The sequence below is a fragment of the Nonomuraea sp. NPDC004354 genome (assembly GCF_053602555.1).
Genome location: NZ_JBSGDV010000021.1, coordinates 1 through 20947, shown reverse-complemented (window position 1 = coordinate 20947; position 20947 = coordinate 1). Strand labels below are relative to the sequence as shown.

Here is a 20947-nt window from a genome sequence, read left to right as displayed (position 1 = left end):
CGCCGGTCGCACCAGGCCGGTGACGCCCGCGGGCCCGGACGGCCGCGGACACCCCGGCGCCTCCCCGGCCGGACGCCCGCGGACACGCGAACGCCCCGCGGGCACGGTGCCCGCGGGGCGTGACGCGCCGTGCGCGGCCCTGACTACTTGTTGGTCGGGAACCCGAGGTTCACGCCGCCGTGCGACGGGTCGAGCCAGCGGGAGGTGACGACCTTGCCGCGCGTGTAGAAGTGCACGCCCTCGGCACCGTGGACGTGGGTGTCGCCGAACAGCGACGCCTTCCATCCGCCGAAGCTGTAGAAGGCCATCGGCACGGGGATCGGCACGTTGATGCCGACCATGCCGACCTCCACCTCGTTCTGGAAGCGCCGGGCGGCGCCGCCGTCGTTGGTGAAGACGGCGGTGCCGTTGCCGTACTCGCCGCCGTTGATCAGCTTCACGCCCTCCTCGTAGGAGGAGACGCGCACGATCGACAGAACGGGGCCGAAGATCTCCTCGGTGTGGACGCGCGAGCCCGCGGGCACGTGGTCGAGGATCGTCGGGCCGAGCCAGAAGCCCGGCGTGTCGGCCGCCTTGCCGCCGCCGAGCACCGGCGTCTCCCTGCCGTCCACCACGAGCTTGGCGCCCTCGGACAGGCCCAGGTCGAGGTAGGAGGCCACCTTGTCGCGGTGCGCCTCGGTGACCAGCGGGCCCATCTCGGAGCGCGCGTCGTCGCCGGGGCCGATGGTCAGCTTGGCGACCCTTTCGACGATCTTGTTCACCAGTTCGTCGCCGACAGGGTCGACGGCCAGGACGACCGAGATCGCCATGCACCGCTCACCCGCCGAGCCGAAGCCGGCCGAGACCGCCGAGTCGGCGACCAGGTCGAGATCGGCGTCGGGCAGGACCAGCATGTGGTTCTTCGCGCCGCCGAGCGCCTGGACCCGCTTGCCGTGCGCGGTGCCGGTCTCGTAGACGTAGCGGGCGATCGGGGTCGAGCCGACGAAGGAGACGGCCTTGACGTCCTCGTGCTCCAGCAGGCGGTCGACCGCCACCTTGTCGCCCTGGACGACGTTGAAGACGCCGTCGGGCAGCCCCGCCTCCTGCCACAGCCGCGCCATGAGCAGCGAGGCCGAGGGGTCCCTCTCCGACGGCTTGAGGATGAAGGCGTTGCCGCAGGCGATGGCGATGGGGTACATCCACATCGGCACCATCGCGGGGAAGTTGAACGGCGTGATGCCCGCCACCACGCCGAGCGGCTGGCGGATGGAGTAGGAGTCGACCCGGGTCGAGACCCCTTCCGAGAAGCCGCCCTTGAGCAGGTGCGGGATCCCGCAGGCGAACTCCACGACCTCCAGGCCCCTGGCCACCTCGCCGAGCGCGTCGGAGTGCACCTTGCCGTGCTCGGCGGAGATCAGCGCGGCGAGCTCGTCGCGGTGGGCGTACATCAGCTCGCGGAAGCGGAAGAGCACCTGCGACCGCTTGACGAGCGAGGCGTCGCGCCAGGCGGGGAAGGCCCCGACCGCGGCGGCGACGGCGGCGTCCACGTCGGCGGCCGAGGCCATCGCGACCTTGCCGCTGACCTCACCCGTCGCCGGGTTGAAGATCTCGGTCGTGCGGCTGTCGCCGTCGACCCGAGAGCCGTTGATCCAGTGGTTAACGAACTTCATCGTTGATGGTCTCCAGAGCGTTGACGATGATGCCGAGGCCCTCTGCCGCCTCGTCCATCGTCAGGGTGAGCGGGGGCGCCATGCGGATCGCCGTGCCGTACAGGCCGCCCTTGCCCGCGAGCAGACCGAGCTTCTTGGACTCCTCCATGAACCTGGCGGCGAGCTCGGAGCTGGCCAGCTCCACCGCGAACATCAGGCCCTTGCCGCGGACGGAGGTGACGATCGGCAGCCGCTTGGCGGCCTCGCGCAGCCCGTCGATGATGAGGGCGCCCGTCCTGGCCGCGTTGGCCTGCAGGTCGTGGTCGAGGACGTAGTCGAGCGTGGCGTTGGCGGCGGCCATCGAGATCGGGTTGCCGCCGAAGGTGGCCAGGCCCACCGCGTGCAGGTTGTCGAGCAGGTCGCCGCGGGCCACGATGCCGCCGACCGCGAACCCGTTGCCCAGGCCCTTGGCGAAGGTCATCATGTCGGGGGTCACGCCGTGGTTCTGGATCCCGAAGAAGGCCGAGCCCGTCCGGCCCCAGCCGGTCTGCACCTCGTCGGAGATGAACAGGATCCCCTCCTCGTCGAGCACCTCCTTGTAGGCGGCGAACAGCCCGTCGGGGGCCATCGTGAAGCCGCCCACGCCCTGGATCGGCTCGGCGATGAGCGCGGCGACGTCGTTGGAGACGCCGGTGGCCAGCACGTGGCGCAGGTCCTCGACGCAGACCTTGATGTAGTCGGCGTCGGACAGGCCCGCGAACTGGGGCAGGTGGCGGTCGGCGCCGTGCAGGAACGTCGCGTTGACCGGCGAGTAGGAGTTGTTCTTCCACGCGCGGTTGGAGGTGACGCCGATCGCGCCGAAGGAACGGCCGTGGTAGCTCTGCCGCATGGCCAGCACCTGGTCGGACTTGCGCGCGTAGGTGGCCAGCAGCAGGGCCGTCTCGTTGGCCTCGGTGCCCGAGTTGGTGAAGAAGACCTTCGCGTCGGGGATGCCGGAGAGCCTGGCGATCTTCTCGGCCAGCTCGATCTGGCCGCGCAGCAGGTAGACGGTACTGGTGTGCACGACGCCGGTGGCCAGCTGACGCTCGACGGCCTCACGGACCTCGGGCACGTCGTACCCGATCATGTTGGTGAGGATTCCTGCGAAGAAGTCGAGGTAGCTCTTGCCCGAAGCGTCGACGACACGGTTGCCCTTGCCGCTGACGATCTCGATGGGCTCGTTGTAGTAGAGGGCCACCCAGTTGGGGATTACCGCCCTGTGGCGCGCGAGAAGGTCCGACATGCTCCGAGTATCGCGGTTATTCACTGAACATCCCACCGCCAACGTGTCGGCATGACGCAATTTCCGCTTACACTCTGCCCACACAGAATGTGTCAGGACATCGTGACTTCCCGCCCGGCCGGTCCGCCCGCCGTCCCCCAGGTGACGCGCCCCGCCCCACCCCCTAGGGGATGTCCCGTGCGCCTGGCGGCGTACCCCGTCTCCACCCGCTACACCGCCAGAGGCACGCCGAATGCCATCCGGCGGCGGACGCCCGCGCGGGCTCCGGTCGAGCACCATCGGGTCATCGACGAAAGAGGAGACCCGAGATGACCATCACGATCGACCGTCCCGAGGCCCCCGCCGGTCCGCCGAAGCTCGACCGCGAGGCGCTGCTCAGGGCGCAGCGCGACACCCTGGCCACCCCGCGCATGGCCTACAGCCTGCTGGCCAGGATGATGTTCAAGCCCGTCGACCTCCTGTACGGCAAGCGGGGATCGTTCACCAAGTTCGCGATGCTGGAGATCATCGCCCGCGTGCCGTACCAGGCGTGGGAGCGGGTGGGCTACTGGGCCGTGCACCGCTACGCCGGCCGGTCGGCCCTCGCCAAGCGGGTCTTCGAGCGGATCGTCGAGGCCCGCTCCGACCAGGACAACGAGCAGTGGCACCTGCTGATCATGCAGGACCTGATCGAGCGCGACGGGATGAGGCAGAACTGGCTGCTGCACAAGGTGGCGCCCTGGTTCATCTCGTTCTTCTACTACCACGTCTCGTGGGTGCTGTTCCTGGTCAGGCCCGAGGCCGCCTACCGGCTCAACGCCGAGTTCGAGGACCACGCCGAGCACGAGTACATGACGTTCGTGGCGGAGAACCCGGAGCTGGAGTTCATGCCCGACCCCGGGACGTACGCGGCGGAGTACGGGCGCCACCGGTCGGTGGCCGACCTGCTGCGCCAGATCGGGCACGACGAGCGCGTGCACAAGCTGGACAGCCTGGAGAACCTCAAGAGCCCGCGCTACTCCTCCGCCCGATGACATCCCGCGCGGGTGCCTTCGGCCCCGGCCGCGGGTCGAGGGGACGGTCACGGGGACCCGGCCCCTCCCCGCGGCCGGCGAGCACGGCGGGTCAGACCTCGACGGGGACGGGCGCGACCGGCGCCGCCGGGCGCAGCACCGCCAGGGCGAGGAGGGCGGCCGCCAGGCACGACGCCGCACCGATCCAGGCGCCCGTGGTCATCGCCGCGCTGAACGCCTCCCTGCCGGCCGCGGCGATCTCGGGGGACAGCTGTACCGCCTGGGCGATCGACTCCCGCGCCGCGGCGGGCGCCGACTCGGGCATCGACGAGGTGTACACCCCCGCCAGCACGCTGCCCAGGGCGGCGATGCTGAGGGCCATGCCCACCTGCTGGATGGTGTCGTTCAGCGCCGAACCGACACCGGCGTGCTCCACCGGCACCGCGCCCATGAGCGTCGCGTACGCCGCGGGCCCCGCGATCCCGCCGCCCGCGCCCATGATCACGAAGGCCGCGAACATCGACCAGTAGCCGCCGCCCATCGCCATCACCACGAACGACAGCCCCATCACCAGCATGCCGGTGACGATCAGCGTCCGGTTGCCGACCTTCTGGCCGAGCCCGGCCCCGACACCGTTGAAGACGGCCGCCGAGATCGCGTACGGCAGCAGCGCCACGCCGAGCTGCGCGGTGCCGTACTGGAGGACGAACTGCAGGTACTGGGTGAGCATCAGCATCACCGCGCCGGAGCCGAACGACATCAGCAGGATCGAGAACGACGACCCGCTGAAGTTGCGGTTCCCGAACAGGCCGAGCGGCAGCATCGGGCTGTCCGACCTGCGCTCCCACAGCATGAAGCCGCCCAGGCTCAGCACGGCCAGGGCGATCATCACGGGGTTCCACGTGCGCTCGATGACGACGTAGACCAGCGAGAACAGCCCGACGACCGACAGCACGACGCCCAGCGGGTCCAGCCTGCGCGCAGGACCGCGCGTCTCGGGCATGAGGACGACGGCGGCGATGATGCCGATCACCGCGATGGGGGCGTTGAGCAGGAAGACCGAGCCCCACCAGTAGTTCGCGATGATGAGGCCGCCCACGATCGGGCCCGCGATCACGCCGAGCATCGCGACGGCGCTCCACGCGGCCATCGCCTTGCGCCGCTCGTCGGCGTCGAAGGTGGTGATCAGGATGGACAGGGTGGAGGGCATGAGGATGGCGCCGCCCACCCCCATCAGCCCTCGGGCGGCGATGAGCTGCCACGGTTCGGCGGCCAGGACGGCGAGGAGCGAGGCGCCGCCGAAGACGGCCAGGCCGATGATGAGGAAGCGGCGCCTGCCGTACCGGTCGGACAGGCTTCCGGTGGTCAGCAGCAGGCCCGCGAAGACGAGCACGTAGGAGTCGAGGATCCACTGGATCTCCGAGGGGCTGGCCCCGAGGTCCCGCATGAGGGTCGGGATCGCCACGTTGAGCACGGTGCTGTCCACGACCAGCGGCAGGAGGGCAAGGCACAGGACGACGAGAGACCACCAGCGTCGCGGGTCTCGTACAGCGTTCGAGTTCACTCGCACACCGTACGACAAGACTCGTACAGTGTGCGAGTCGTTTTATGCTGAGGGCGTGACCACCAAGCAGTTCACCTCGGTGTGGGCCCGCGAACCCCGGCAGAGCAGACCCCAGGGCCAGGGGCTCACCCGCGAGCAGATCGTCAAGGCCGCCCTGGAACTGCTCGACGCCGACGGTCTCGACGCGCTGAGCATGCGCAAGCTCGGCGCCAAGCTGGGCGCGGGGGCCACCAGCCTCTACTGGCACGTGGCCAACAAGGACGAACTGCTCGAGCTGGCCTTCGACGAGATCTGGGGCGAGGTCCCGGACCTCGACGTCGAGGTGGTGGGCTGGAAGGACGCCGCCTCCGCCTTCGCGCACGGCGTCCGGCAGGCGATCCTGTCGCACCCGTGGGCCGGGAACCTGATCGGCCGGATGCCCGCGATCGGCCCCAAGTCACTGCGCGCGGGCGACATGCTGCGCACGGCGCTCAGGCTCGCCGGGTTCCGTGGGATGGACCAGGACTACGCGGGCTCGGCGATCACCGCGTACGTGATGGGCGCGACCATCCCCGAGGTCGCCTGGCAGGCCTTGTCGCAGTCCGGTTCCTACGACGCCGAGAGCATGCGGGAGGTCGTGCGGAAGGCGGCGGCCGGCTATCCCGAACTCATCGCCCGTGCCGACGAGTACGCCCGGCACGACGAGCGCACCCTCCGCGCGGTGAACTTCGACTTCGGCCTGCTGTGCGTGCTCGACGGCCTGGAGCGGCGGCTCGGCGCCTGATCGTGCGGCCCGAACCGGTCAGCCGGCGACCTCCGGCCGCCGTGCGGACCGCACGAGTTCCCGCTCGCCGTCCGACGCCCTGCGGGTGACCCCCGCCGCGTCGAGGCTCTCCAGCAGCGGGATCGCGACGCGGCGGGAGGTGCCGAGCGCCTGCCTGGCCTGCGCCGTGGTGAACGTGCGGGGCAGGGTGGCGAGTACGGCGACCGCCCGTCCGGCGGCGTCGGGCGGCAGGACGACGCCCGGCGCCAGGCGCGTGAGCCGCCCGGCGGCCTCGGCCGCGGCCAGAGCGCGGGCGTCCAGGCCGAGGGCGGCCAGCCGGTCGCTGTCGGGAGCGGCGAAGGGCTCGGCCGCCCATCCGGCCTCCAGCGCGCGGACCGCCCGCTCGGTGGCGGGTGGGAGCGCCGCCGTCGGCGGCAGCAGCCGTCCCCGTTCCCTCTTCAGCCGCAGGGGCGCGGCGAGCGCGTCCACCAGCGCCCTGTCGGGCAGCCCGAGGGCCTGCCGGGCCGCCTCCACGGGCAGCCCCGGGTCCAGCGGATCGCGCGCGGCCCGCGCCTCGACGAGCCCGGCCAGCCGGTCCCGCCAGGCCGCCCACGCGGCGGGGTCCACCAGCCACTCACCCACGACCACCGCCCCGCCGGGGTCGTCGGCGCCGGAGGTGCCGGTGCGGGGGGCGCCGTCGGCGGGGGTGCCGGTGCCGGTGCCGATGCCGGGGGTGCCGGTGCCGATGCCGGGGGTGCCGGTGCCGGGCACGCCCATGGCGGCCAGGTCGTCACGCCGGGCCAGAGCGCGCCTGGCCAGCTCGGCGGCGAGGTCGGCGCGGCCGTCCATGGCCGCGAGCTCGGCCGCCCGCTGTCCGGCCGCGCCGCGGCGCCGCAGCTCCGGCGGCCGGACGTCGAGGACCGTGGCCCCCCACAGGTGGCGGCTGCCGGGGTCGCGCAGCAGGGCCCGGTCGCCGATCCGCAGCGGCAGCGACTGCGCCAGGACGATCCTGGCCGTGTCGTCCCCCAGCCGTCTGACGGTGGCCGGCACGCCGGCCGATCCGATGTGCCACACCGCCTGGCGGGGCGGTCGTCGCGGCGTGTCCCCCGGCGGCGTCAGCCGTACGTCCAGGACCGCGGTGGGCAGCCAGCGGCCCGGCGTGACCAGCACGTCGCCGCGCCGCAGACCGTCGGCGGCGGCGCCGCGCACGTTGACCGCCACCCGGGCGGGCCCGGTGATCTCGTCGCACGCCTGCCCGAGGCTGTGCAGGCCGCGCACCCGCAGGGTCCGGCCGCCGGCCCGCAGGGTGTCGCCGGTCGCCAGCCGGCCCGCGCCGAGCGTGCCGGTGACGACGGTGCCCCGTCCCGAGATCGTGAACACCCTGTCGATCCACAGCCGCACGTCGGACGCCGGATCGGGGTCGGGCAGCGCCGCCGCCAGCGCCGCGAGGGCGGCGCGCAGCTCCGGCATGCCCGCGCCGGTGCGGGCGCTGACGGCCACCGCCGGGACGCCCTCCAGCGTGGTGCCCTCGAGGCCGGCCCGCGCCTCGGCCAGCGCCGCCGCCGGGTCGGCCAGGTCAGCCCTGGTGATCGCGAGCACCCCGTGCGCGATGCCCAGCGCGGTGACGGCGTCGAGGTGCTCCTGCGACTGCACCCGCCAGCCCTCGTCGGCCGCCACGACGAACAGCACGGCGGGCACCGGGCCCACGCCTGCCAGCATGTTGGTCAGGAAGCGCTCGTGGCCCGGCACGTCGACGAAGGCGAGGTCGCCGGTCCACACGAAACCGAGGTCGATGGTCAGCCCGCGCCGGCGCTCCTCCTCCCAGCGGTCGGGCTCCATCCCGGTCAACGCGCGCAGCAGCGTGGACTTGCCGTGGTCGACGTGTCCCGCGGTGGCGATCACCCGCATGCGTCCACCACCGCGTCGAACAGGATCCGGTCGTCGTCAGGGGCCAGCGCCCGCAGGTCGAGCAGGCAGCGCCCGCGCTCGACGCGGCCGAGGACGGGCGGCTCGCCCAGCCGCAGCGGCTCGGCGAGCCACTCGTCCAGGGCGACGGCGGCGCTCGGCAGCTCGACGCCGGGCGCGCCGCCGCCGCCGACGCGGGCCACGCTGGTCACGGCCTCGGCCGCCAGCCCCTTGCCGGCCAGCCGTACGGCGAGCGTCGTGGCCCTGGCCAGCAGGTCGGCGGGGTCGGCGTGCAGGGCCAGCGCCGTCGGCGGCGGCGGCCCCTCGACCGTGGCCTCGAGCGCGGCGAGCGTGAGCTTGTCCACCCGCAGCGCGCGGGCCAGCGGGTGGCGGCGCAGCCGGTCGATCAGGTCGGCCCGGCCCAGCAGCAGGCCGCACTGCGGGCCGCCGAGCAGCTTGTCGCCGCTGGCGGTGACCAGGTCGGCGCCCTGCGCGAGCCAGGTGGCCGCGTCGGGCTCGCCGGGCAGCGCGGGCTCGGGCCGCAGCAGCCCGGACCCCGCGTCGGCGACCAGCGGCACGCCGAGCCCGGCCAGCTCGGCGATCTCCGGTGTCGCCGTGAAACCCTCGATGCGGTAGTTGGACGGGTGCACCTTCAGCACGAACCCGGTGTCGGGGCCGACGGCGTCGGCGTAGTCGGCGACGCGCGTCCTGTTGGTGGTGCCCACCTCGCGCAGCCGCGCCCCGGTCGAGGCGAGCAGGTCGGGCAGCCGGAAACCGTCGCCGATCTCGACGAGCTCGCCCCTGCTGACCACGATCTCGCGCCCCTGGGCCAGCGCCGTGGCCGCCAGCACGAGCGCCGCGGCGTTGTTGTTGACCACGTGCACGGCGCCGGCCTCGGGGACCGCCCTGGCCAGCGCCGCCAAGGCGCCCCTGCCCCGCCGTCCCCTGCGTCCGGTGGCCAGGTCCAGCTCCACGTCGGTGGTGCCGGCGGCGGCCCGCACGGCCTCGATCGCCGCCGGTGACAGCGGCGCCCTGCCGAGGTTGGTGTGCAGGAGCACGCCGGTGGCGTTGACGACCCTGCGCGGACCCGACCCGCTCAGCTCGTCGAGGACCGCCGCCACCACCTCGCCGGGCGCGATGTCACCTTGCCTGGCGCGCCGCTGCGCCTCGGCGACGGCGGCTTTCACCCGGGTACGGCCCAGCCGTACCGTGGCCTCATGGAGCCGAGGGTCGGCGAGCACGGCATCCGTTCGTGGGATGAATCGCCGCGGATCGGTCATGTCGATCAAGATAGATGCCTCTAGAGTCTGATCATGGTGAGATTGACGCAATTCGCCCAGGGCGGTGGCTGTGCGTGCAAGATCCCGGCCGGTGAGCTGGAGGAGGTGCTGACCGGGTTCGGCGTGACGCCCACCGATCCGCTCGGCGAACTGGTCGTCGGCCTGGAGACCGGCGACGACGCCGCGGTCGTCAGGATCGAGGGCGGCACGGCGGTCGTGAGCACCGCCGACTTCTTCACCCCCGTGGTCGACGACCCCTACGACTGGGGGCGGATCGCGGCGGCCAACGCGCTCTCGGACGTGTACGCCATGGGCGGGCGGCCCGTGGTGGCGCTCAACCTGCTGTGCTGGCCGCGCGAGCGCCTGCCGTACGAGCTGGCCAGGGAGGTGCTGCGCGGCGGTGCGGAGGTCGCCGCGCGGGCCGGCTGCCATCTGGCTGGCGGGCACAGCGTGACCGACGTCGAGCCCAAGTACGGCATGGCCGTGACCGGGCTGGCCGACCCCGACCGGCTGATGCGCAACGACGCGGGCAAGGCCGGCGCGCCGCTGTCGCTGACCAAGCCGCTCGGTCTCGGCGTGCTCAACAACCGGCACAAGGCCACGGGCGAGGTGTTCGCCGAGGCGGTCGAGATCATGACGACGCTCAACGCCGAGGCCTCGCGGGCGGCGCTCGACGCGGGCGTCACCTGCGCCACCGACGTGACCGGGTTCGGGCTGCTGGGGCACCTGTTCAAGATGGCCAGGGCGTCGGGGCTGAGCGCGGTCGTCGACGCCGCCGCCGTACCGGTGCTGGCGGGCGCGCGGGAGGCGGTCCGCGACGGGTACGTGCCGGGCGGGTCGCGGCGCAACCTGGAGTGGGTGGCCCCGCGTCTCGACGCGGGCACGGCCGCGGAGGAGACGCTGTTGCTGCTGGCCGACGCGCAGACCTCCGGCGGGCTGCTGGTCGCGGGAGAGATCCCGGGCGCCCCGGTGATCGGCGAATTGGTGGAGGCGGGAGACGCCACGATCATGATCCGCTAGGGTGCTGAGTGGAGGCGACCAGGTGCCTGGTGGCCCTCCCGGTCTTCAAAACCGGTGGCGCCGAGTATCTCGGCGCGGCGGGTTCGATTCCCGTCCGCCTCCGCCAACCCCTCCCCCTTCCTGTGGAGCGTCGTGAGCATCGACGATCTGCTGCTGCGTGCCCGTACCGGGCTTGCGCGGCTGACCCCCGAGCAGGCATGGGCGTTGACCCGCGCCGGCGACGGCCTGCTCGCCGACACCCGTCCCGAGTGGCAGCGGCGCAGGGACGGCGAGGCTCCGGGCGCCATCGTGATCGAGCGCAACCACCTGGAGTGGCGGCTCGACCCGCGAAGCGCGGCCCGCATCCCCGAGGCCGCCTTACCCGGCCTGCGGTGGATCGTGCTGTGCGACGAGGGCTACTCCTCCACCCTCGCCGCCGCGAGCCTGCGCGAGATCGGGTTGTCCCTGGCCACCGACGTGATCGGGGGCTTCCAGGCGTGGATCGAGGCGGGACTGCCGGTCCGCCGCCCCGTCGTGCCGGTCAGGCCGAGGGGCCCCGGCGAGGGCCCGGTGCCGGTCCGGTGAGCCGCGAGCACAGACGGCCACCGCCCGGCGCGGGGCGAAAGGCCGAGGAAAGGTCGAGGAAAGCACCCTGTCCCACGATCAGCGACATGAACGTTGATCAGGTTCGCGAAGTCGGACCGGAATGAACCACGCATCGGTCGGCGTGCTGGGGGCCGCCGGACTGATCCGCGACGACGTGGTGCTCACGCCGTCCGCCCCGTTGCTGCGGGCGTTGCTCGGTCTGCTGGCAGTCTCGGCGGGAACGCCGGTGCCGTCGGCCGAGATCATCAGGGTCGTGTGGCAGGACCAGCCGCCCCGCGACCCCAAGGGCGCCCTCCATCTGGCCGTCTGCAGGCTGCGCGCCTGGCTGAGCGCGTCGGGCGAGACCCGGCTGTGTGTGGTCACCGGCTCGGACGGTTACCACCTCGACCTGAACGGCGGACGCACCGATCTGGAGGTGTTCCGCCACGAGGTCGCCAGGACGGACGCGACGAGCGAGACGCTCACGGCCGCCCTCGCGCTGTGGCGCGGGCGCCCCTTCGCCAACGTTCCCGAACGGCGCGCCGACAGCCGCATCATCGAGTCGTTGCTGGCCGAGCAGGACACCGTCACCAGACGCGCGGCCAGGACGGCGCTCGACGAGGGGCGGCCACAGCTGGCCATCGACCTGGTGGAACGGCTGTGCCGGGCCGACTCGCTGGACGAGGAGGCGCACGCGATCCTGATCGACGGGCTGGTCGCCACCGGACAGCAGGGGGCCGCGGCGGTGACGTTCGACCGGATCAGGCGGCGCCTGGCGGTGGAGCTCGGCATCGAGCCCGGCACGCTGTTACGCCAGTCCCACCTGCGCGCCCTCACCGGAAGCGACCCGCCGGACGGGACCCAGGGCAGGAGCGGCGGCACGGGTGAGACCGCCCGCCCGGCGGACGGGCACCACAGAGAAGACGGGGACCGCGGGGACCACGGGGACAGCGGGGGACACGGGGAGGACGAGGATCAGGGCCCAGGGGCACGGGCCCGGCTCGTCGGCAGGGAGCGCGACCACACGGGGCTGGCCGCCCTCGTACGCCGGCGGCGGCTGGTCACCGTGATCGGCCCGCCGGGGATCGGCAAGTCACGGCTGTGCGCGGAGCTGGCCGTGCGGGTGTCCGGTCACTTTCCCTGCGGCGTACGGCTCGCACGGCCGCACGAGCCGCTGGCACCGCCCCCTGGCGCGGGGCCCGCGCTGCTCGTCGCCGACGGCTGCGACGAGCGGATGGGTGAGGTGCGCGCCGCCGTCGAGCGGCTGACGGCGGCCAGACCCGACCTCACCGTCCTGGTCACGGCGCGACGGCCCCTCGGCGTGTCGGGTGAGGTCATCTGGAGCCTGGGGCCGCTGGAGGCCGAGGCGGCCGAGCGACTGCTGCGGGCCAGGGCCGCCGAGGCCGTACCGGGACTGGACTTCGGCCCCGACGACCTGCCGTGGCTGCGTCGGCTGGGCGCGCTGGCCGACGGGGTGCCCGCCGTCATCGAGAGCCTGGCCTCGCTGACGCGCGCCTTTCCGCTGCGGGTGCTGGCCGAGCAGGCCGAGCACGACCTGGGCGCGCTCATCGACGACGTGAACCCGGCCGCGGCCCGCTTCGCCGAAGGGCTCGACCAGCTCTGGCAGGGACTGTCGAGCCTGCAACGGGTGCTGCTGCTCAGGGTGGCCGCCTTTCCCGGCGACTTCGGGCTCCCCTGCGCGATGGGCGAGTGCGCCGAACCGCCGCTGGACGCCGCGAGCGTGCCGGGGGTGCTGGCCGCGCTGGTGGACCGTGGCTGCGTGCTGCCGTTCGAGAGCGCCACTGGCCGCCGCTACCGGCTGCTCGTTCCCGTGCGCGCGATGGTGCTGCGCCGCTACCGGCAGAAGATCGGCAGGCTCTCGATGGCGCGCCTGCCCGCCCGCGCCCGGTGAGCGCCGCCGCCGCGCGGCGCCCGCCGCTCTGCGTGATGAGCGTGCGACGACCCGGACCGGGAGGTGCCGAGCACGCGAGAACGCGACGGCACCCGGACCCGGAGGCCACCACCCCACGGGAGAGTCGCGACGGCACCCGGACCCGGAGGCCACCATCCCACGCGAGAGCGCGGCGGCACCAGGGAGGTGGCCGCTCGCCCTCGCGCGGGCGGCGGCCTCGCCGCGCTCACGGCGGGCGATCATCCGCCCGATGCCCGGGTGCGGGCGAGGCCCGTCGATCAGCGCCTCGACCGGCGAGCCCGGATCGGTCAGCCGCAGTGACCCCACGGGCTCAGCGACTGGAAGCGCTGGCCGCCGGGCGCGTCGGAGGCGACACCGCCGAACTGGACGCACTTGCCCGCCGCCTGGACCCGGACCGGGCCCGCGTAGGTGGTGAAGTCGCCGCCGTTGCGGTAGATGGTGCTCGACCCCTGTACCTGGATCCGCGCCTCGGTGTAGGTGCGCACGCCCACGTTGGCGTTCTTCCAGGTGACCACGCAGTTGTAGCCGTTGCCGCCGTTGTAGAGCAGGTAGACCGTCGCCCAGAGCCTGGGGGTGGAGATCGGGATCGAGTCGATGATCCGGTAGCCGGTGCCGCACACGCTCTCGGGCGTCGCCGCGGCGACGACGCCGGCGGAGGACTGGCCGGCGGGCGCGGTGTCGGCGGCGGCGGGGGCGGTGTGCAGCAGCAACGCGGCCAGCGCCGCGGGCGCCAGGACTCGCGAGATTCTGGGCATGGGGTTCACGCACCTTCCGGGACGGTGGCCGCGTGTCGGCCGTCGCCGTTGACGATCTTGCGCGGCACCGGGACGGGTCAAGATCCCCGAACCGGACGATCGGCGCATCGACCGACATGGACAGGCACCGGAAATGGCACAGAAAGCCGACGAGGGCGCACTTTCCTTGCCCAGCTCCTGCCGCCCGGCCGGTACGGCAGGCGTTGTGGCCGGAGGTCGCCGGGACCGTACGACCGGCCGGGGCCCGGACGGGCAGGCCGTCCCGATGGCCGGGGACCTCCTGGGTGCTCATCGTGGTGGTCGCCGCACAGACGGTGGACCTGGGGACGTCGAACCCCTCGTGGACAGCGCTCCTCGATCACGATATTCATCGACAAATCATCGACAGGCTGTAAGCGGGTGAATGCCCTCAATTACATCCTGATCGGATAAGCTCCACGCGTGCTGCCCACAATCGCCGACGTCCTGGCCCTGGAGACCGTTCGCAGGGGCAACCCCCGCGTGGTCGCGGGCGCGGACCGGCTCGACAGCAAGGTGCGGTGGGTGCACGTCGGCGAGATCGCCGACATCGCACACCTGTTGCGTGGCGGCGAGCTGGTCCTCACCACGGGGGTCGCCCTGCCCGAGGACCCCGAGAAGCTGGCCGCCTACATCGGCGAGCTGTCCGCGGTCGGCGCGGCGGGCCTGGTCGTGGAGCTGGGCCGCAGGTTCGTGCGCGAGCTGCCCCGCGCGGTGGTCAAGGCGGCCGAGGACCACGGTTTCCCCTTGATCGTGCTGGCCCGCGAGACGCCGTTCGTGCAGATCACCGAGTCGGTGCACGCCAGGATCATCGACATCCAGCTGGAGGAGCTGCGCGCCTCCGAGCAGCTGCACGAGGTCTTCACCGAGCTGTCGGTCGAGGGCGCCTCGCCCGCCGAGGTCCTGGCCCAGGTTGCCAGGCTGTCCGGCCGGCCGGTGCTGCTGGAGAACCTCGCCCACCAGGTGCTGGCCTGCGAGTCGGCGGGCCGCGACACGGGCGCGCTGCTGGCCGGCTGGGAGACCAGGTCACGCGCGGTCTCCCCGCAGGACCGCACCGCCTACGACCCCGCCGCCGGCTGGCTGGTGACCACGGTCGGCGCCCGCGGGCAGGACTGGGGACGGCTCATCCTCATCTGTGACGCGCAGCCGGGCCCGCGCGAGATGGTGCTGGCCGAGCGCGCCGCCACCACCCTGGCGCTGGGCAGGTTACTGGAACGCCATCAGGAGTCCCTCGAACGGCAGGCGCACGGCACGATCATCACCGGCATCCTCACCCACGCCTACGCCGACCCCGAGGAGGCCGCCGCCCGCGCCCGCGCGGTCGGCGTGCCGCTCACCGGACGCAAGCTCGTCAGTGTCGTCCTGCGCCTCGTCGAGCCCTTCGACCAGGCGATCGACGGCCAGGCGCAGCTCGGCGAGCTGGCCGAGGCCACCGCGGCCGTCTGCCGCGACGCCAAGCTGCCCGCGCTCGTGGGCGCGCTCGACCAGGACCGCGTCGGCGTGCTGCTTCCGCTGCCGCCCCGCACGGCGGTCGAGCCCGCCCTGACCGCGCTCGCCGAGCGGCTGCGCGCCCTGTGGAAGCCGGGCTCGGCGTTCGTGCTCGCCGCGGGCTCGGCGGTGGAGTCCATCCGCGACGTACGGCGCAGCTTCCTCGAGGCCGAGCAGGTCGCCGACGTGGCGGTCCGCCAGCCGGACGGCCGGGCCTACTACCGCCTGCCCGACCTGCGCCTGCGCGGCCTGCTCCACCTGCTGCGCGACGACGCGAGGATCCAGACGTTCGCCGAGCGCGAGCTCGGCCCGCTGCTGGCGCACGACGCCCAGCGCGGCGGCGACCTCACCCGGATCCTGCGCATCTACCTGGACGCCGGCCGCAACAAGGCGGTCGCCGCCCAGAAGGCGCACCTGTCGCGCCCGGCCTTCTACGACCGGTTGCGCCGCCTCGAGCGCATCCTCGACACCGACCTGGACGACGTCGAGTCGTGCCTCTCGCTCCACGTGGCCCTGCTGGCCCTCGAATCCTTCCGTAGGGAGAACCGTTGATCCGCGTCATGCACGTCGCCGACGTCCCGCTCGACCCCGACCCGCTCGACCCCGCGCAGATCGTCTCCGGCACGCCCGTCACCTCGGTGGCCGAGCTGGACGAGGGGCGCGGCATCTGGGAGATCACCCCCGGCGTGGTGACCGACGTGGAGCGCGACGAGATCTTCGTGGTCCTGTCGGGCCGGGCCACGATCGACGTCGAGGGCGGCGAGAGCGTCGAGGTCGGCCCAGGCGACGTCTGCCTCCTGCCCGAGGGGGCGAAGACCACCTGGACCGTCCACGAGACGCTGCGCAAGGTCTACCAGGCGCACTGACCGCTAGAAGCCCATCGCCTTCCGCACCTCCTCCAGCGTCTCGACGGCCCGCTCCCTCGCGCGCGCGTTCCCCTCGCCCAGCACCTGGCGCGCATCAGCCACGTCCACGGCGTTCCTGCGCGCCCGGATCGGGCGGAGGAACTCGTTGACCGCCTCGGTCAGCACCCGCTTCAGCTGTGCCGCGCCGCCGTACCCGATCTCCTCGGCGATCTCGCCGGGGGCGCGGCCGAGGCAGAGGCCCGCCAGCCGCAGGAGGTTGGCGACCTCAGGGCGCCCCTCAGGGTCGTAGGTGATGTGGCGGTCGGAGTCGGTGCGGGCCGCGCGGATCAGCGCCGCGGTCTGGTCCTCGGTGTCCTTCAGCGCGATCGCGTTGCCTCTCGACTTGCTCATCTTGCCGCCGTCCAGGCCGTTGAGCAGCGGCGCGGCGCCCATCATCGCCTCGGGCACGGGGAAGACCGGGCCGTAGCGCTCGTTGAAGCGGCGCGCGACCAGCCTGGTCACCTCGACGTGGGGCAGCTGGTCCTTGCCGACGGGCACGAGCGTGCCCTTGCAGAACAGGATGTCGGCGGCCTGGTGGACGGGATAGGTGAACATCAGGCCGCTGACCGCGCTCTGCGAGCTGTGCGCGATCTCGTCCTTCACCGTCGGGTTCCGCTGCAGCTCCGCCATGCTGACCAGCGACAGGAACGGCAACAGCAGCTGGTTCAGCTCGGGGACGGCGCTGTGCTGGAAGATCGTCACCTTGCGGGGGTCGAGGCCGACGGCGAGATAGTCGAGAAGGAGATCGTCGATGTTGGCCTGGATCGCACCCGGCAGGTCCCTGTCGGTGATCACCTGATAGTCGGCGACCAGCACGAACATCTCGTGCACGTCCTGCAGCTTCACCCGGTTGGCCAGCGTGCCGAAATAGTGCCCGAGATGGAGCGCGCCGGTCGGCCTGTCACCTGTTAGTACGGTGTGGTGCATTTTGGGTCCTTTTCGAGAAAGCGTCCCCAGACACCACGAAAGGCCGCCCGAGGACGGCCCTTGCGCATGCGGAGGTCAGTGGCCGTCGAACGGCCGCCACCACATGCTGATAGTCATGACCCCATTATAGGGCGCAAGCCGTACCGGCCCCAGGTGCCGCACGGCTTGCGCCCGGTCCGGTCACCCGCGGTGATCCCGCGTCACTGCGGCATGGATCGTCTCGTCCGCGCAGATGTACAGGTCCCACCGGCGGGGACGCGCCACGAACGCGCCGAGGACGAACCCCAGCACCACGCTCGCGATGATCACAAGGAGGATGCTCAGCCCCATGTCGGCTGCCTCTCGGGATGGTGTGCCGCGCGAAACCTTGATGTGCGGCCTACCGAAAGGTAACGCCGAGTGGTCACTTTCCGCAGCCGAATCCGGCATTGTCGTGTCAATTGGATAACTGTCTTCAACTGATTCGCGTGTTTCGCCCCCTCTCCGTAGTTGATCTCGCCAGGATGGACCGGCTTGTCTTTGATCTACGGGGAGTTTTCATGTCTCGACGCGCCATCGTCGGCCTGGCCATGGCCGCCGCTCTCACGGTCACCTCCGCGGTGCCCGTCATCGCACAGGAGGTATCGGCGCCCTTCCCCTCGGCGAGGTTCCCCCTCGGCGAACGCGGCGTTCCGACGAAGACGCAGAAGACCGTCACCAGCGGCATCGATCTGTACGGCGTCTCGACCGGCACCGCAGGCGACGGCTACACCGTCACCGTGCTCATGCCGAACGGCCGCGACTACGGCACCCGCGAGAACGCCGAAGCCAAGGCCGCCGAGGTCGAAGCCGCCGGGCAGACCGCCAGCGTCCAGAAGGTCATCAGGCCAGCGGTGTCCGACGACCCCGCGGAGGAGATCTACATGGTCCGCGTGGGCCTGTGGCCCTTCAAGGACAAGGCCAAGGCCGACAAGGCCGCCAAGGAGCTGTCCGACGCGGGCGTCAAGGCCCGCGCCGACTACCTCGGCGACGACGGCGTGAAGACCACCGGCCCGTGGGAGATGCAGGTCCTGACCATCGACCCGCGCGGCTTCCGCGGCTCCTACGCCGCCAGCCTCGGCACCAGCGTCGCCAAGCGCGAGACCACCTCGTCGATGGCCAAGGCGCAGAAGGCGATCGCCGCCGTCAACGGCGGCTTCTTCAACATCCACACCTCTCCCGCCCTGCGCGGCGAGCCCGTCGGCATCTCCGTGGTCCGCGGCCGCCTGCTCAGCGAAGCTGTCCCCGGCCGCTCCGCCCTCATCCTCAAGGGGCGCACGGCCCGCATCACCGAGCTCAAGACCAGCGTCGTGGCCGTCTCCCAGGACGGCCAACGCCTCGACGTCAACGGCGTCAACCGGCTGCCCGCCGCCAACGAGCTGGTCCTCTACACCGAGGAGTACGGCGTCAAGACCCCCGCCGACGGCGGCGCCGAGGCCGTCATCGACGCCTCCGGCAAGGTCACCGCGCTGCGCCAGGCCGGCGGTGCCGTACCGGCCGGGGCGCGGATCCTGCACGGCACGGGCACCGCGGCCGACTGGCTGTGGGAGCACGCGTGGGAGAGCTGGACGGTCACCGTCGACACCCAGGTGATCGACGAGCGCACCGGACGCAGGATCGTGCTCACGCCTGACGTGAGCGTCATCGGCGGCGGCGTCGGCCTCATCCGCAACGGCCGCATCAGGGTCACGGCCAAGCGCGACGGCCACGACTCGGTCAACATGATCCTGCGCCGGCACCCGCGCACACTTGCCGGCGTCACCCGCTCGGGCGGCCTGGTCCTGGCCACAGTCGACGGGCGCAAGCCGGGCATCACGGTCGGCGCGAACATGATCGAGGCGGCGCAGCTGATGAAGTGGCTGGGCGCCGTCCAGGCGATCAACCTCGACGGCGGCGGGTCCACGGCGATGATGGTGGGCGGCAAGGTCGTCAACAAGCCGTCGGACGGCAGGGAACGCCCGGTCGGAGACGCGCTCCTGATCCTCCCGTAACACCCGGGACGACGGCTCCCGCATCGCCCCGCGGCACGGGAGGACGCACCTGGCCGCAGCCCGCGTCCTTCCGTGACCCGAAACCGACCGGTCGCCGACCGCGCCCTCGGGCGGGGCTGGGCGAAGGTTCACAGGGACCCGAGCCCGCACCCGTCCGTGACCCGGGACCGAACGGTCGCCGACCGCGTCCTCGGGCGGCGCGGTGCGGTGCGGAGGCCCATGGCAACCGGAGCCCGCGTCCTCACGTGCACCGGGAGATCCACGCGGTCGAGATACCGCATGCTGTCTCGGGAGGCTGTCCGGCTCCTGCTGACCATGGGAAGACCCACGCCTCCGTGATGGGGGCGCGGGCCTTCCGTCCGGTCCGGCCGCCCTCCGTGATGGGGTGCGGGCCGTTCGGCCGTCAGTGCCGGGCGTTCTTCGCGTCCGTGATGAATGCCCCCACGTAGGGGTGAGCCGGGTACAGCTTCCGGACGCGGCGGAAGCCGTCCAGCGCCTCCTCGTAGTGCCCGGCGAAGTAGTCCTCCAGCGCAGCGCTGTAGACCCGCGACGTCTCCGAGACGACGGGCGTCACCCCCGCGGCCCGCAACCGCTTCTTGATGACGCTCACCGGCAGCACGAACGTGGCGGCCTCGGTGAGCTCCCCGTCCAGCGTCGTCGCCACCGCGATGGTCATCCCGACCACCCGGCCGTCCTTGTCGAACACGGGACCTCCCGAGTTGCCCGGGTACGCCGGCGCCTGCACCTGCAGGTACGGCACGCCCCGCGCGCTGGTGCGCCTGACGTTGTAGGCGCCCTCGGTCACCGACGGGTACAGCTTCGACCGGCGGTCCAGGGCCTCGCTGGCCAGCGTGATGACGGGGAAGCCGCTGAGGTAGACGTAGTCGCCCACCCTGACGTCGCCGTCGCGGCCCAGCGGCACGGTCGGCAGGGCGCGGGCCCCCGCCATCTTCACCAGCGCGAAATCCTCACCCGGCCAGTCGTCTCCCTTGGTGACCAGGTTGAGCGGCTGCGCGGTGATCCTGCCCCTGCCGTCGTGCATCGTGACGCTGAGCTGTTTCCTGACACGCAGTACCCGCATCGTGTTGCGCTCGTAGGCGGTGAACATCTTCCGGGCGAGCTTCGCCATTCCGTCATCGGGCTGCGCGAGACCGGAGACGCTCTTGAGGAAGCCGCGCACCTCACCGTTGACGACCGGAGGCAGCGTCTTGTCGGCGAACCCCTGCCGTAGCTCGGCCTTCCCGGTGCTGACACAGTGCGCGCCGGTCACCATGTAGCCGTCGGGCGTGATCCACCAGCCGGTGCAGACGCTGTCGACCGACGCGGCGACCTTCCGCACGGCCTTGCCGGGCCGGAGGTATCTGCCGACGTCCTGCGCCGCCGTCCTGAGCACCCATTTGACCTGGCTCTGGTGGTCGGCGGGAATCCGGCCCGCCTTCGCGTGCCGCTCGGCCTTCGTCATGAGCGCCTCGAAGGCCTTCGTCGGAACCGGCTCGGGGAACGCGACCGTCGCGACGTAGGACATCGAGATCTGCTGGACCGCCGGGTTCGTCTGCGCGGTCAGCCTCGTGCCGGCCGCGACGTCCCTGGGTTCGGGTTCGGCGAGCGCGCTTCCCTGCAGCGCGGTCATGCCGACCAGTGCCAGCCCCACGGCTGCCGTTGTTACCAGTGATGTGCGCATTCGTCCCGCCCCTCGGTTGCTCTCGAGAGGAGGGTGCGGTGAGACGCTGGCGAGCGGCTTTCAGCCCGGTTTCGCCCGCCTTGCGAACCTCCATCGTGGGGCGACGCCGACACCTGCCCGGAAAAGCAGAAAGGGCCACCCCAACCGGGATGGCCCTTTCTGTAAAGATTGCGCGGCGGCGACCTACTCTCCCACACCCCTTCGAGTGCAGTACCATCGGCGCAGAGAAGCTTAACTTCCGGGTTCGGAATGTA

Annotated in this window: 17 protein-coding genes, 1 tRNA gene and 1 rRNA gene; 9 read left to right on the top strand and 10 right to left on the bottom strand. The window is 72.2% G+C overall.

Features of this window, described 5'->3' with window-relative positions; translation table 11 throughout:
* Window positions 1-143 precede the first annotated feature (143 nt).
* Window positions 144-1649: a CoA-acylating methylmalonate-semialdehyde dehydrogenase gene (locus ACWENQ_RS38255; protein WP_354917860.1), complete on the bottom strand. Its 1506-nt coding sequence runs from the start codon at window positions 1647-1649 to the stop codon at window positions 144-146.
* Window positions 1636-2910, bottom strand: coding sequence for an aspartate aminotransferase family protein (locus tag ACWENQ_RS38250; RefSeq protein WP_452418625.1), 1275 nt, complete (start codon window positions 2908-2910; stop codon window positions 1636-1638). Before ACWENQ_RS38250 ends, ACWENQ_RS38255 begins: the two co-directional genes overlap by 14 nt.
* A gap of 308 nt (window positions 2911-3218) precedes the next feature.
* On the opposite strand from ACWENQ_RS38250, the gene ACWENQ_RS38245 reads away from it, so the two are divergent.
* Entirely contained in the window at window positions 3219-3923 is a 705-nt protein-coding gene (locus tag ACWENQ_RS38245; protein WP_449929119.1) for an alternative oxidase, read from the top strand.
* A gap of 91 nt (window positions 3924-4014) precedes the next feature.
* Here ACWENQ_RS38245 and ACWENQ_RS38240 read toward each other — a convergent pair whose 3' ends face one another.
* The gene (locus ACWENQ_RS38240) at window positions 4015-5466 is read right to left on the bottom strand and encodes an MFS transporter (RefSeq protein ID WP_452418623.1); all 1452 of its coding nucleotides are present in this window, start codon (window positions 5464-5466) and stop codon (window positions 4015-4017) included.
* 55 nt (window positions 5467-5521) lie between these two features.
* Between ACWENQ_RS38240 and ACWENQ_RS38235 the strand changes: the two genes are divergently transcribed.
* On the top strand, window positions 5522-6229 hold the full coding sequence (locus ACWENQ_RS38235) for a TetR/AcrR family transcriptional regulator C-terminal domain-containing protein (protein WP_449929115.1): 708 nt from the start codon (window positions 5522-5524) through the stop codon (window positions 6227-6229).
* An 18-nt stretch (window positions 6230-6247) separates the two neighbouring features.
* Here ACWENQ_RS38235 and ACWENQ_RS38230 read toward each other — a convergent pair whose 3' ends face one another.
* Both ACWENQ_RS38230 and selA read right to left on the bottom strand, forming a co-directional pair.
* Entirely contained in the window at window positions 6248-8116 is a 1869-nt protein-coding gene (locus ACWENQ_RS38230; protein ID WP_452418621.1) for a SelB domain-containing protein, read from the bottom strand.
* Complete coding sequence (gene selA, locus ACWENQ_RS38225) at window positions 8107-9393, bottom strand: L-seryl-tRNA(Sec) selenium transferase (RefSeq protein WP_449929111.1); 1287 nt, start codon at window positions 9391-9393, stop codon at window positions 8107-8109. Before selA ends, ACWENQ_RS38230 begins: the two co-directional genes overlap by 10 nt.
* A 33-nt stretch (window positions 9394-9426) precedes the next feature.
* Here selA and selD point away from each other — a divergent pair, with 33 nt between their 5' ends.
* From selD to ACWENQ_RS38205, 4 genes are all read left to right on the top strand, one after another.
* The gene (gene selD, locus ACWENQ_RS38220) at window positions 9427-10413 is read left to right on the top strand and encodes a selenide, water dikinase SelD (protein ID WP_449929109.1); all 987 of its coding nucleotides are present in this window, start codon (window positions 9427-9429) and stop codon (window positions 10411-10413) included.
* A gap of 10 nt (window positions 10414-10423) precedes the next feature.
* Window positions 10424-10519: transfer RNA gene (locus tag ACWENQ_RS38215), tRNA-Sec, on the top strand.
* Between the two features lie 26 nt (window positions 10520-10545).
* A complete protein-coding gene (locus ACWENQ_RS38210) occupies window positions 10546-10977 on the top strand; it encodes a rhodanese-like domain-containing protein (RefSeq protein WP_354922959.1) in 432 nt (143 codons plus the stop codon).
* 121 nt (window positions 10978-11098) lie between these two features.
* Complete coding sequence (locus ACWENQ_RS38205) at window positions 11099-12889, top strand: BTAD domain-containing putative transcriptional regulator (RefSeq protein ID WP_452418620.1); 1791 nt, start codon at window positions 11099-11101, stop codon at window positions 12887-12889.
* Window positions 12890-13197: 308 nt separating this feature from the next.
* Here ACWENQ_RS38205 and ACWENQ_RS38200 read toward each other — a convergent pair whose 3' ends face one another.
* Window positions 13198-13665, bottom strand: coding sequence for a spore-associated protein A (locus ACWENQ_RS38200; protein ID WP_449929105.1), 468 nt, complete (start codon window positions 13663-13665; stop codon window positions 13198-13200).
* A gap of 441 nt (window positions 13666-14106) precedes the next feature.
* On the opposite strand from ACWENQ_RS38200, the gene ACWENQ_RS38195 reads away from it, so the two are divergent.
* Both ACWENQ_RS38195 and ACWENQ_RS38190 read left to right on the top strand, forming a co-directional pair.
* Window positions 14107-15723 (top strand): PucR family transcriptional regulator, encoded by a 1617-nt coding sequence (locus tag ACWENQ_RS38195; protein WP_449929103.1) that lies wholly within the window; start codon window positions 14107-14109, stop codon window positions 15721-15723.
* A complete protein-coding gene (locus ACWENQ_RS38190) occupies window positions 15720-16037 on the top strand; it encodes a cupin domain-containing protein (RefSeq protein WP_354922948.1) in 318 nt (105 codons plus the stop codon). Before ACWENQ_RS38195 ends, ACWENQ_RS38190 begins: the two co-directional genes overlap by 4 nt.
* Window positions 16038-16040: 3 nt before the next feature.
* Here ACWENQ_RS38190 and trpS read toward each other — a convergent pair whose 3' ends face one another.
* Together trpS and ACWENQ_RS38180 are read right to left on the bottom strand one after the other, a co-directional pair.
* Entirely contained in the window at window positions 16041-17003 is a 963-nt protein-coding gene (trpS, locus tag ACWENQ_RS38185; RefSeq protein ID WP_452418618.1) for a tryptophan--tRNA ligase, read from the bottom strand.
* 180 nt (window positions 17004-17183) lie between these two features.
* Complete coding sequence (locus tag ACWENQ_RS38180) at window positions 17184-17333, bottom strand: hypothetical protein (RefSeq protein ID WP_354922942.1); 150 nt, start codon at window positions 17331-17333, stop codon at window positions 17184-17186.
* Window positions 17334-17542: 209 nt separating this feature from the next.
* Here ACWENQ_RS38180 and ACWENQ_RS38175 point away from each other — a divergent pair, with 209 nt between their 5' ends.
* Complete coding sequence (locus ACWENQ_RS38175) at window positions 17543-19012, top strand: phosphodiester glycosidase family protein (protein WP_452418617.1); 1470 nt, start codon at window positions 17543-17545, stop codon at window positions 19010-19012.
* 403 nt (window positions 19013-19415) lie between these two features.
* Here ACWENQ_RS38175 and ACWENQ_RS38170 read toward each other — a convergent pair whose 3' ends face one another.
* Window positions 19416-20663 (bottom strand): trypsin-like peptidase domain-containing protein, encoded by a 1248-nt coding sequence (locus ACWENQ_RS38170; RefSeq protein WP_452418616.1) that lies wholly within the window; start codon window positions 20661-20663, stop codon window positions 19416-19418.
* Window positions 20664-20863: 200 nt separating this feature from the next.
* A 5S ribosomal RNA gene (gene rrf, locus ACWENQ_RS38165) occupies window positions 20864-20947 on the bottom strand; the annotation flags it as partial.

Bases quoted from the DNA above. Each gene is read 5' to 3' on its own strand.
- ACWENQ_RS38250 (WP_452418625.1), bottom strand. From the start codon at position 2,910: ATGTCGGACCTTCTCGCGCGCCACAGGGCGGTAATCCCCAACTGGGTG.
- selD (WP_449929109.1), top strand. From the start codon at position 9,427: ATGGTGAGATTGACGCAATTCGCCCAGGGCGGTGGCTGTGCGTGCAAG.
- selA (WP_449929111.1), bottom strand. From the start codon at position 9,393: ATGACCGATCCGCGGCGATTCATCCCACGAACGGATGCCGTGCTCGCC.
- ACWENQ_RS38245 (WP_449929119.1), top strand. From the start codon at position 3,219: ATGACCATCACGATCGACCGTCCCGAGGCCCCCGCCGGTCCGCCGAAG.
- ACWENQ_RS38205 (WP_452418620.1), top strand. From the start codon at position 11,099: ATGAACCACGCATCGGTCGGCGTGCTGGGGGCCGCCGGACTGATCCGC.
- ACWENQ_RS38175 (WP_452418617.1), top strand. From the start codon at position 17,543: ATGTCTCGACGCGCCATCGTCGGCCTGGCCATGGCCGCCGCTCTCACG.
- ACWENQ_RS38200 (WP_449929105.1), bottom strand. From the start codon at position 13,665: ATGCCCAGAATCTCGCGAGTCCTGGCGCCCGCGGCGCTGGCCGCGTTG.
- ACWENQ_RS38180 (WP_354922942.1), bottom strand. From the start codon at position 17,333: ATGGGGCTGAGCATCCTCCTTGTGATCATCGCGAGCGTGGTGCTGGGG.
- trpS (WP_452418618.1), bottom strand. From the start codon at position 17,003: ATGCACCACACCGTACTAACAGGTGACAGGCCGACCGGCGCGCTCCAT.
- ACWENQ_RS38255 (WP_354917860.1), bottom strand. From the start codon at position 1,649: ATGAAGTTCGTTAACCACTGGATCAACGGCTCTCGGGTCGACGGCGAC.
- ACWENQ_RS38230 (WP_452418621.1), bottom strand. From the start codon at position 8,116: ATGCGGGTGATCGCCACCGCGGGACACGTCGACCACGGCAAGTCCACG.